Annotated in this window: 10 protein-coding genes; 7 read left to right on the top strand and 3 right to left on the bottom strand. The window is 64.1% G+C overall.

Annotated features, from left to right (window positions below):
- Together FQ664_RS08050 and FQ664_RS08045 are read right to left on the bottom strand one after the other, a co-directional pair.
- On the bottom strand, positions 1-1623 hold the full coding sequence (locus FQ664_RS08050; protein ID WP_144171457.1) for a methyl-accepting chemotaxis protein: 1623 nt from the start codon (positions 1621-1623) through the stop codon (positions 1-3).
- Between the two features lie 259 nt (positions 1624-1882).
- Positions 1883-2575: a tellurite resistance TerB family protein gene (locus FQ664_RS08045; protein ID WP_144171455.1), complete on the bottom strand. Its 693-nt coding sequence runs from the start codon at positions 2573-2575 to the stop codon at positions 1883-1885.
- Positions 2576-2792: 217 nt separating this feature from the next.
- On the opposite strand from FQ664_RS08045, the gene ydcS reads away from it, so the two are divergent.
- The 7 genes from ydcS (at position 2793) to FQ664_RS08010 (ending at position 8989) form a co-directional block, all read left to right on the top strand.
- Entirely contained in the window at positions 2793-3944 is a 1152-nt protein-coding gene (ydcS, locus tag FQ664_RS08040) for a putative ABC transporter substrate-binding protein YdcS (protein WP_144171453.1), read from the top strand.
- A 150-nt stretch (positions 3945-4094) separates the two neighbouring features.
- A complete protein-coding gene (locus tag FQ664_RS08035; protein ID WP_144171451.1) occupies positions 4095-5126 on the top strand; it encodes an ABC transporter ATP-binding protein in 1032 nt (343 codons plus the stop codon).
- A 1-nt stretch (position 5127) separates the two neighbouring features.
- Complete coding sequence (locus FQ664_RS08030) at positions 5128-6039, top strand: ABC transporter permease (RefSeq protein ID WP_144171449.1); 912 nt, start codon at positions 5128-5130, stop codon at positions 6037-6039.
- Positions 6029-6835, top strand: a complete 807-nt coding sequence (locus FQ664_RS08025; protein ID WP_144171447.1) for an ABC transporter permease — start codon at positions 6029-6031, stop codon at positions 6833-6835. Before FQ664_RS08030 ends, FQ664_RS08025 begins: the two co-directional genes overlap by 11 nt.
- A gap of 17 nt (positions 6836-6852) precedes the next feature.
- Positions 6853-8277: a gamma-aminobutyraldehyde dehydrogenase gene (locus FQ664_RS08020; protein WP_144171444.1), complete on the top strand. Its 1425-nt coding sequence runs from the start codon at positions 6853-6855 to the stop codon at positions 8275-8277.
- Between the two features lie 128 nt (positions 8278-8405).
- On the top strand, positions 8406-8660 hold the full coding sequence (locus FQ664_RS08015) for a type II toxin-antitoxin system HicA family toxin (RefSeq protein WP_144171442.1): 255 nt from the start codon (positions 8406-8408) through the stop codon (positions 8658-8660).
- Positions 8657-8989: a type II toxin-antitoxin system HicB family antitoxin gene (locus tag FQ664_RS08010; protein ID WP_013971202.1), complete on the top strand. Its 333-nt coding sequence runs from the start codon at positions 8657-8659 to the stop codon at positions 8987-8989. The genes FQ664_RS08015 and FQ664_RS08010 overlap by 4 nt, the downstream gene beginning before the upstream one ends.
- A 164-nt stretch (positions 8990-9153) precedes the next feature.
- Here FQ664_RS08010 and FQ664_RS08005 read toward each other — a convergent pair whose 3' ends face one another.
- A complete protein-coding gene (locus tag FQ664_RS08005; RefSeq protein ID WP_144171440.1) occupies positions 9154-10260 on the bottom strand; it encodes an NADH:flavin oxidoreductase/NADH oxidase in 1107 nt (368 codons plus the stop codon).
- Positions 10261-10381 lie beyond the last annotated feature (121 nt).

The following is a 10381-nucleotide window of genomic DNA, read 5'->3' as shown; positions in this document are numbered from 1 at the left end:
TCAGACTTTGAAACGCGACACGCCGCCACGCAGGCCAGCGGCCACCTGGCTCAGCTCATCGATGGCGAAACTGGCCTGGCGCAGCGACTCGACGGTCTGGGTGCTGGCATCGCTGAGCTGGGCCAGCGCCTGGTTGATCTGCTCGGCACCGGTGGCCTGGGCCTGCATGCCTTCGTTGACCATCAGCACGCGCGGCGCCAGGGCCTGCACCTGGTGGATGATCTGGCTGAGCTGCTCGCCCACCTGCTGCACCTCGAACATGCCGCGGCGTACTTCTTCGGAGAACTTGTCCATGCCCATGACCCCGGCCGACACCGCCGACTGGATCTCGCGCACCATCTGCTCGATATCGTAGGTGGCCACGGCGGTCTGGTCGGCCAGGCGGCGCACTTCGGTGGCCACCACGGCAAAGCCGCGGCCGTACTCGCCAGCCTTTTCCGCTTCGATGGCAGCGTTGAGCGACAGCAGGTTGGTCTGGTCGGCAACCTTGACGATGGTCACCACCATCTGGGTGATGTTGCTGGCCTTCTCGTTGAGGATGCCGAGCTTGGCGTTGACCAGGTCGGCGGCGCCCATCACCTGGTGCATGGTTTCTTCCATGCGCGCCAGGCCCTGCTGGCCGGAGCCAGCCAGGCTGGAAGCCTGATCGGCGGCCGAGGTGACTTCGGTCATGGTCCGCACCAGGTCACGCGAGGTGGCGGCGATCTCCCGCGAGGTGGCACCGATTTCGGTGGTGGTGGCGGCCGTTTCGGTGGCGGTGGCTTGCTGTTGCTTGGAAGTGGCGGCGATTTCGGTCACCGAGGTGGTCACCTGTACCGAGGAACGCTGGGCCTGCGACACCAGGTTGGCCAGGGCCTCGGCCATTTCATTGAAGCCGCTTTCGATGGCGCCGAACTCGTCCTTGCGGTCCAGGCTCAGGCGCATGCTCAGGTCGCCCGAACGCAGTTTGTCGAGGGCATGGACGATACGCTGCATGGGCGCACTGATGGCGCGCATCAGCAGCAGGCCGCATACGCCCGCAGCGATGATCGCCAGCAACAGCGAAACTACCATGCTGCCCTTGGCCGTGCTCACGGCGTTGACGATTTCGTTGGTAGCCTCGTCGGCCGAGCCCCGATTGTCTTCGATCACTTCGCTGAGGTGCTTGCGCCCATCCACCCAGGCCGGGGTGAGCACCTCGTTGATCAGCCGCTGGGCTTCGTCGTAGTCATGCTGGCGGTAGGCGTCCAGCATCTGGTTGACGATCTTGAGGTAGGTGTCTGCGAGTTGCCTAAAGCTGTCGAAGCGAGTCTGGTCGTCCTTGGTCTGGATCGTGTTCTGGTAACTCGCCATGTGTTGCTTCAGGCGGTCCTCGAAATTTTTGAACAGTTCCATGTCGGCCGAGGAGATTTCGCGACGGTTGGACAGGCCCACCAGTTGCTGGCTGGTGACGTAGCTGTCGACCCAGGCACTGCGGATCATAGAGCTGTAGTAGAGGCCGGGAATGCTGTTGCTCCCCACTGCCTGTTCGGCAGATGCGATGGTCGCCAACCGCGAGTAGGCGGCGACGATCATCAGCAGCATGATGGCGATGATCACAGCGAAACTTGCCAGGATCCGTTGGCGCAAGGTCCAGTTCTTCACATTCAGCCCTCAGGAATTCACAACGAGCGGGGAAAATCGCCGAAGTATAGCCTAGCCGCCCAACGCTTATACGGCTGAAATGTGGGGTGATCAGGTATCCCTGCCGACAGACAGGTCATTTGTGCCCAAGACCCTTGGGGCCGCTGTGCGGCCCATCGCCGGCAAGCGAGGCGCCCAACCTCGAGCGCATGACCTCAGGCCATGTGTGATCCCTGTGGGAGCGCGGCTTGCCGGCGATGGGCTGCAACGCAGCCCCCGATCACTGGCCAGCGGCAAGCCTGGCCTGGCTCTCCAGTTCCTGGCGCAGGGCCGGGTCCAGGCGCAACTGGCGGGCCAGTTCGTCCAGGTAGGCACGCTCCATGAAGTTTTCCTGGTCGACCATCATCACGCTGGCCAGGTACATCTCGGCGGCCATCTCCGGCGTTTGCGCGGCGCGGGCCACTTCGGCCGGGTCCAGTGGCTTGTTCAGCTCGGCATGCAGCCAGTGCTGCAATTCGCGGTCAGTGTCCAGGCGGGTGAACTCGCCCTCGATCAGCGCCCGCTCGCGTTCGTCGATATGGCCATCGGACTTGGCCGCCGCCACCAGCGCCCGCAGCACCGCCTGGCTATGCTGCTCGGCCTGGGCCGGCGGCAGGCGGTCGACGGTCTGTGGCTCGGCGGCGGCCACCTGCTGGCGCGCCTGCCAGTTGCCGTAGGCCTTGTAGGCCAGCACACCGAGCGCAGCCAGGCCGCCATAGGTGAGGGCCTTGCTGCCATATTTGCGGGCTTTCCTGTTGCCCAGCAGCAAGCCCATGGCGCCCGCCGCCAGGGCACCGCCACCGGCACCGGAAAGCAGGCTGCCAAGGCCGCCGGCACTGGTGCCTGGCTTGCCAGAGCTGCCCTTGCCGGTCTGGCTGGCGAGCAAGTCCTGGCCGGACTTGAGCAACTGGTCGAGCAATCCCCGGGTATTCATCAAACGGTCTCCACGTTGGCCAAGGGAGCCGTCAGGTTAAGCCCTGTCTTGCCGATCGCCATGGGGGGATTTGCTTCCGGATGTTGCATTGGCTGGCAAAAAGCCAACTAGACTCGATATCGCCAATACCGCGCGCAACCGCACTACGTTTATAACGATCGCTTCACGGCTTGCTTGATGACTGCCCCGACCAAAATCGCCAAGAAGAGGGAACACCATGTCAGTGCACAAGACCGCCTTGCTCGGCGCCACCGCCTGCGCCGTGCTGGCCAGCGCCAGCCTGCTGGCTGCCGCACCGCCCAAGGCCCTGGGACCCGGCGAGGGCCGCCTGGACATCGTCGCCTGGCCCGGCTACATCGAGCGCGGTGAAAGCGACAAGGCCTACGACTGGGTGACCGGCTTCGAGCAGGAAACCGGCTGCAAGGTCAGCGTCAAGACCGCCGCCACCTCGGACGAGATGGTCAGCCTGATGACCAAGGGCGGCTACGACCTGGTCACCGCCTCGGGCGATGCTTCACTGCGGCTGATCGCCGGCAAGCGGGTACAGCCGATCAACACCGCCTTGATCCCCAACTGGAAGAACATCGACCCACGGCTGCAGAACGGTGGCTGGTACGTGGTCGACAAGCAGGTCTACGGCACTCCGTACCAATGGGGGCCGAACGTGCTGCTGTACAACACCGACGTGTTCAAGCAAGCGCCCAGCAGCTGGGGCGTGCTGTTCGAGCCGCAGAACCTGCCCGACGGCAAGCCGAACAAGGGCCGCGTGCAGGCCTACGATGGGCCGATCTACATCGCCGATGCGGCGTTGTACCTGAAGACGGCCAAGCCGGAACTGGGCATCCAGGACCCGTACGAGCTGAGCGAAGCGCAGTACAAGGCCGTGCTGGACCTGCTGCGCCAGCAGCGACCGCTGGTCCACCGCTACTGGCATGACGCCACGGTGCAGATGAGCGACGTAAAGAACGAAGGCGTGGTCGCCTCCAGCTCCTGGGGCTACATGGTCAATGGCCTGAAGGCCGAGAAGCAGCCAGTGGCCTCGACCATTCCCAAGGAAGGCGCGACCGGCTGGGCCGACACCACCATGCTGCACAGCGAGGCCAAGCACCCCAACTGTGCCTACAAGTGGATGGACTGGTCGCTGCAGCCGAAGGTACAAGGTGACGTGGCGGCCTGGTTTGGTTCGTTGCCTGCGGTGCCGGCAGCCTGTACCGGCAGCGAGCTGCTGGGAGCCGAGGGTTGCAAGACCAACGGTTTCGACAACTTCGACAAGATCGCCTTCTGGAAAACCCCGCAGACCCAGGGGGGCAAGTTCGTGCCGTATAGCCGCTGGACCCAGGATTACATTGCGATCATGGGTGGGCGCTGAGGTTGCCTGAATGCCTGTGCCGGCCTCTTCGCGGGTAAACCCGCTCCCACAAGTTCATCACCGCCTGTACAGGTGGCGCTTTACCTGTGGGAGCGGGTTCACCCGCGAAGAGGCCGGCACAGGAGAAACTTAGATGCCTGGAGCCAACGCATGCCCCTAGCCGTCCAGTTCACCCAGGTTTCCCGCACCTTCGGCGAGGTCAAGGCCGTCGACCAGGTCAGCATCGACATCATCGATGGCGAATTCTTCTCCATGCTCGGCCCCTCTGGCTCGGGCAAGACCACCTGCCTGCGCCTGATCGCCGGCTTCGAGCAACCCAGCAGCGGTTCGATCCGCATCCACGGCGTCGAAGCCGGCGGCGTGCCGCCCTACCAGCGCGACGTCAACACGGTATTCCAGGACTACGCACTGTTCCCGCACATGAACGTACTGGACAACATCGCCTACGGCCTGAAGGTAAAAGGCGTTGCCAGGGCCGAACGCCACAGCCGCGCCGAAGAAGCCCTGGCGATGGTGGCCCTGCCCGGCTACGGCGCGCGCAAGCCGGCGCAGTTGTCCGGTGGCCAACGTCAGCGCGTGGCCCTGGCCCGCGCGCTGGTCAATCGGCCACGGGTACTGCTGCTGGACGAGCCGCTGGGCGCGCTGGACCTGAAGTTGCGCGAACAGATGCAGGGCGAGCTGAAAAAGCTGCAGCGCCAGCTGGGCATCACCTTCGTTTTCGTCACCCACGACCAGACGGAGGCGCTGTCGATGTCCGACCGGGTGGCGGTATTCAACCGGGGCCGCATCGAGCAGGTCGACACCCCGCGCAAGCTGTACATGCAACCGGCCACCCCCTTCGTTGCCGAGTTCGTCGGCACCTCCAACGTTGTGCGCGGCGAACTGGCCACGTTGCTCAATGGCAGCCCGGCGCCCTTCTCCATCCGCCCCGAACACATCCGTCTCGGCGTCCCGGCCACAGCCGGTCAGCATGTCCAGGTCAGCGGCCTGCTGCACGATATCCAGTACCAGGGCAGTGCCACCCGCTACGAGCTGCAACTGGACAGCGGCCAGCTGCTGGCGGTGAGCCAGGCCAACGACCGCTGGCAGGCGCAGGCACAGGCCTGGCAACCCGGGCAACGGGTACAGGCACACTGGCCCCGTGAAGCCATGACGGTGCTGCAGGAAACCGAGGGCCGCTGACATGAGCACACTGCGCGGCCTGGCCAACCTGCTGTACCGGCGCCCCAACCTGTACCTGGCCCTGTTGTTGATCCCGCCGCTGACCTGGTTCGGCGCGATCTACCTGGGCTCGCTGCTGAACCTGTTGTGGCAGGGCTTCTATACCTTCGACGACTTCACCATGGCGGTGACCCCGGACCTGACCCTGGGCAATTTCGCCGCGCTGTTCAACCCGTCGAACTTCGACATCATCCTGCGCACCCTGGGCATGGCGTTGGCAGTGTCGCTGGCCAGCGCGGTGCTGGCCTTCCCCATCGCCTACTACATGGCGCGCTACACCAGCGGCAAGACCAAGGCGTTTTTCTACATCGCGGTGATGATGCCGATGTGGGCCAGCTACATCGTCAAGACCTATGCCTGGACCCTGCTGCTGGCCAAGGGCGGCGTGGCCCAGTGGTTCGTCCAGCAACTGCACCTGGATGCCCTGCTGCAAACGGTGCTGGCGGTGCCGGGCGTAGGCGGCAGCACGCTGTCGACTTCGCACCTTGGGCGCTTCATGGTGTTCGTGTACATCTGGCTGCCGTTCATGATTCTGCCGATCCAGGCCTCGCTGGAGCGCTTGCCGCCGTCGCTGCTGCAAGCCTCGGCAGACCTCGGCGCCCGCCCCGGGCAAACCTTCGTGCAAGTGATCCTGCCGCTGTCGATTCCGGGCATTGCCGCCGGCTCGATCTTTACCTTCTCGCTGACCCTGGGCGACTTCATCGTGCCGCAGCTGGTCGGCCCGCCCGGTTATTTCATCGGCAGCATGGTCTATGCCCAGCAAGGGGCGATCGGCAACATGCCGATGGCCGCCGCGTTCACCCTGGTGCCGATCGTGCTGATCGCGGTGTACCTGTCCATCGTCAAGCGCCTGGGGGCCTTCGATGCACTCTGAAAAAGCCTCGACCGGGCTGCGCCTGGCGGCCTGGGGCGGCTTGCTGTTCCTGCACTTCCCGATCCTGATCATCTTCCTGTACGCCTTCAACACCGAAGACGCGGCGTTCAGCTTCCCGCCCAAGGGTTTTACCCTCAAATGGTTGGCCGTGGCCTTCACCCGGCCCGATGTGCTGGAGGCGATCAAGCTGTCGCTGCAGGTGGCCTGCCTGGCCACGCTGATCGCCCTGGTGCTCGGCACACTGGCGTCGACGGCGCTGTACCGGCGCAACTTTTTCGGCAAGGAGAGCATTTCGCTGATGCTGATCCTGCCTATCGCCCTGCCCGGCATCATCACCGGCATCGCCCTGCTCTCGGCGTTCAAGACCCTGGGGATAGAGCCCGGGGTATTCACCATCGTGGTCGGCCACGCCACGTTCTGCGTGGTGATCGTCTACAACAACGTAATCGCCCGTCTGCGGCGTACTTCGCAGAACCTGATCGAAGCCTCGATGGACCTCGGCGCCGACGGCTGGCAGACCTTCCGCTACATCATCCTGCCCAACCTCGGCTCGGCGCTGCTGGCCGGCGGCATGCTGGCCTTTGCCCTGTCGTTCGACGAAATCATCGTCACCACCTTCACCGCCGGCCACGAACGCACCCTGCCGATCTGGCTGCTCAACCAGCTCAGCCGCCCGCGCGACGTGCCGGTGACCAACGTGGTCGCCATGCTGGTGATGCTGGTGACCATGCTGCCGATCCTTGGCGCCTATTACCTGACCCGTGGCGGCGAAAGCGTCGCGGGCAGTGGCAAATGACCCTGGAGGAGTCCCCGATGCAAACGCAGATGCTGATCAATGGCCAGCTGGTCGCTGGCGAAGGCCCGGCCTGGACCGTGCTCAATCCCGCCTTGGGCAGTGCCCTGGCGCAGATCAACGAAGCCAGCGAGGCCCAGGTGGACAGCGCCGTGCGCGCCGCCGACCAGGCCTTCGACAGCTGGTCGCAAACCAGCCCCAAGGAGCGCTCGCAGGCCTTGCTGGCGCTGGCCGACACTATCGAAGCCCATGGCGATGAACTGGCCCGGCTGGAATCGCAAAACTGCGGCAAGCCGCTGAGCGCCGCGCGGAATGACGAGATCCCGGCAATTGCCGATGTGTTCCGCTACTTTGCCGGTGCAGCGCGCTGCCTGGGCGGTTCGGCGGCCGGCGAGTACCTGCCGGGCCACACCTCGATGATCCGCCGCGACCCGCTGGGCGTGGTCGCCTCGATCGCACCATGGAACTACCCGTTGATGATGCTGGCGTGGAAGATCGCCCCGGCCCTGGCTGCCGGCAACACGGTGGTGATCAAACCCTCCGAGCTGACCCCGCTGACCGCCCTGCGCCTCGGCGAACTGGCCCAGGACCTGCTGCCAGCAGGGGTGCTGAACATTCTCTTCGGCCGTGGCCAGACGGTCGGCAACCCGCTGGTCAACCATCCCAAGGTACGCATGGTGTCGCTGACCGGCTCGATCCCCACCGGCGCGCACATCATCAGCGCCACCGCCGACAGCGTGAAACGCATGCACATGGAACTGGGCGGCAAGGCCCCGGTACTGGTATTCGACGATGCCGACATCGACGCCGCCATCGACGGCATCCGCACCTTCGGCTTCTACAACGCCGGCCAGGACTGCACTGCGGCCTGCCGACTGTATGTGCAGGATGGCATCTACGAGCGCTTCGTCGAACGCCTGGGGGCCGCAGTGGCCAGCCTCAAGCCAGGCCTGCAGGAGGCCAAGGACACCGAACTGGGGCCGCTGATCAGTGCCCAGCACCGCGACAAGGTCGCGGGCCTTGTGCAACGCGCGGTTGCCCAGCCGCACATTCGCCTGGTGACGGGTGGCAAGGCGATTGATGGCGACGGCTTCTTCTTCGAACCGACCGTGCTGGCCGACGCCCTGCAGGACGACGAAATCGTGCGCAACGAAGTGTTCGGCCCGGTAGTGTCGGTGACCCGCTTCAACGACGAAGCCCAGGCACTGGAATGGGCCAACGACTCCAACTACGGCCTGGCCTCGTCGGTGTGGACCCGCGACACCGGCCGCGCCCACCGCCTGGCGGCGCGCCTGCAGTATGGCTGCACCTGGGTGAACACCCACTTCATGCTGGTCAGCGAAATGCCCCATGGCGGGCAGAAGCATTCGGGGTATGGCAAGGATATGTCGATGTATGGGCTGGAGGACTATACCTGTGTGCGGCATGTGATGATCAAGCATTAAGCGGTTGTGTTGATCGAGGGGCCTTGCATCCCCTCGGTCAACATCTCAGAAGTTTCCTGCAAGCACGACCCCCACCCTCCTACTGCTCATCCATTGAGCCACCCTCATTGGTATCATAATCTGATACCATGAATAACCATCAGCAAGCCACACTTGAAGCAGTACTGAAAAAGCCGGTTCCCAGGACGCTGGAATGGGTGCGACTGGAGTCAATGTTGGTATCACTGGGTGCCCGGGTCATCGAAGGAAGAGGGTCACGGGTTCGCTTTGAACTCAATGGCGCAGTAGCAACCTTCCATCGCCCTCATCCGGACAGACACGCCAAGCCCTATCAACTAAGAGACACCCGCCAGTTCCTCGAGCAGGCAGGAGTAATACCATGAATGTCATGACCTACCGCGGCTACGCCGCTCGTATCGAATACAGCGACGAAGACCAGTTACTGATCGGCCATGTCGCAGGTATTCGCGATGTGATCGGTTTCCATGGCGAATCTATCAGTGAGCTGCGCCAAGCATTCGAAGACGCCGTGGACGATTATCTTGAGACTTGCCAACGCCTGGGCCGTGAGCCACAGAAAACCTACTCCGGCAAGCTCAGCCTGCGCCTGGAGCCTACCCTTCATGCCAGTGTGGCGGCCAAGGCCGAGCTGGCCGAGAAGAGTATCAACCAGTGGGTAAGCGATATTCTCAGCAAGGCTGCCTATAGCTGAATTGAGATGCCGACACGGTCGTTGTAGGAGCGGCCTTGTGTCGCGAAAGGGCCGCAAAGCGGCCCCGGCAATATCAGCGGCGGAGCTGAAAACCTGGGGCCGCTTCGCAGCCCTTTCGCGACACAAGGCCGCTCCTACAATCACCGCGTAATGTTTGGGTCAGGTCAATCCCGCAAGTCCGACTCGTGAATCGGGTTGGCCCGGCTGGTGGCGCGCTGGTACTGCGCTGGCCAGGTAGCTTTGTTGCCGCCCAGGTCGTCGTCAGCATGCAGCGGCCAATACGGGTCGCGCAGCAGTTCGCGGGCGAGGAAGATGATGTCGGCCTGGCCAGTGCGCAGAATGTGCTCGGCCTGAGCCGGTTCGGTGATCATGCCCACGGTGCCGGTGGCGATTTCCGATTCCTTGCGCACGCGCTCGGCGAAACGGGTCTGGTAGCCGGGGCCGGTGGGGATTTCGGCGTTTACCGAGGTACCGCCAGAGGACACGTCGATCAGGTCGACGCCCAAGCCACGCAGGCGGCGCGCCAGTTCAACGGTTTCATCCGGGTTCCAGCCGTCCTCGACCCAGTCGGTCGCCGATACCCGCACGAACAGCGGCAACTCGGCAGGCCAGACCTTGCGCACGGCCTCGACCACCTGCAGGGTCAGGCGGATACGGTTTTCGAAACTGCTGCCGTACTCGTCGCGACGCTGGTTGCTCAACGGCGACAGGAACTGGTGCAGCAGGTAGCCATGGGCGGCGTGGATCTCGACCACCTTGAAACCGGCCTTCAGGGCACGCTCGGTCGAAGCGACGAAGGCGGCGATCACATCCTGGATTTCGTCATGGATCAGCTCGCGTGGCGGTGTGTGTTGCGGGTCGAAGGCTATCTTCGACGGCCCTACCGGCTGCCAGCCGCCCTCCTCGAGCTTGACGCTGCCTTGCTTGCCCAGCCACGGGCGATAGGTGCTGGCCTTGCGCCCGGCGTGAGCCAGCTGGATGCCGGGCACGCCCCCCTGGGCGGTGATGAACCGGGTAATGCGTTGTAACGGGGCGATCTGCGCGTCATCCCACAGCCCGAGGTCTTCAGCGGTGATGCGGCCATCGGCGGTCACCGCCACGGCTTCAGTGATTACCAGGCCCGCGCCTCCCACGGCGCGGCTGCCTAAATGGACAAGGTGCCAATCGTTGGCCAGGCCATCGACGGCGGAATACTGGCACATCGGCGAAACGGCGATGCGGTTGGGCAGGGTCAGCTGACGCAGGGTGTAAGGCTCGAGCAGCAGGCTCATGAGGGCACCTCCCAAGGACTCCAATGGTGATCCGGCCCGGACACTCAATTGCACGTCCCTGGCCTGGGTCCGGTCATTCTTCAGACTAGACCAGAATGGTTGGGGGGGAGGTTCCATGGGA

It is taken from the genome of Pseudomonas persica (genome assembly GCF_900291015.1).
Taxonomy (GTDB): domain Bacteria; phylum Pseudomonadota; class Gammaproteobacteria; order Pseudomonadales; family Pseudomonadaceae; genus Aquipseudomonas.
The sequence above is the reverse complement of the archived record's forward strand: the minus strand, read 5'-3'. Positions and strand labels throughout refer to the sequence as shown.

Excerpts from the sequence above, each read along its gene's own strand:
- FQ664_RS08045 (WP_144171455.1), bottom strand. The coding sequence starts at position 2,575 with ATGAATACCCGGGGATTGCTCGACCAGTTGCTCAAGTCCGGCCAGGAC.
- ydcS (WP_144171453.1), top strand. The coding sequence starts at position 2,793 with ATGTCAGTGCACAAGACCGCCTTGCTCGGCGCCACCGCCTGCGCCGTG.
- FQ664_RS08035 (WP_144171451.1), top strand. The coding sequence starts at position 4,095 with ATGCCCCTAGCCGTCCAGTTCACCCAGGTTTCCCGCACCTTCGGCGAG.
- FQ664_RS08030 (WP_144171449.1), top strand. The coding sequence starts at position 5,128 with ATGAGCACACTGCGCGGCCTGGCCAACCTGCTGTACCGGCGCCCCAAC.
- FQ664_RS08025 (WP_144171447.1), top strand. The coding sequence starts at position 6,029 with ATGCACTCTGAAAAAGCCTCGACCGGGCTGCGCCTGGCGGCCTGGGGC.
- FQ664_RS08020 (WP_144171444.1), top strand. The coding sequence starts at position 6,853 with ATGCAAACGCAGATGCTGATCAATGGCCAGCTGGTCGCTGGCGAAGGC.
- FQ664_RS08015 (WP_144171442.1), top strand. The coding sequence starts at position 8,406 with ATGAATAACCATCAGCAAGCCACACTTGAAGCAGTACTGAAAAAGCCG.
- FQ664_RS08010 (WP_013971202.1), top strand. The coding sequence starts at position 8,657 with ATGAATGTCATGACCTACCGCGGCTACGCCGCTCGTATCGAATACAGC.
- FQ664_RS08005 (WP_144171440.1), bottom strand. The coding sequence starts at position 10,260 with ATGAGCCTGCTGCTCGAGCCTTACACCCTGCGTCAGCTGACCCTGCCC.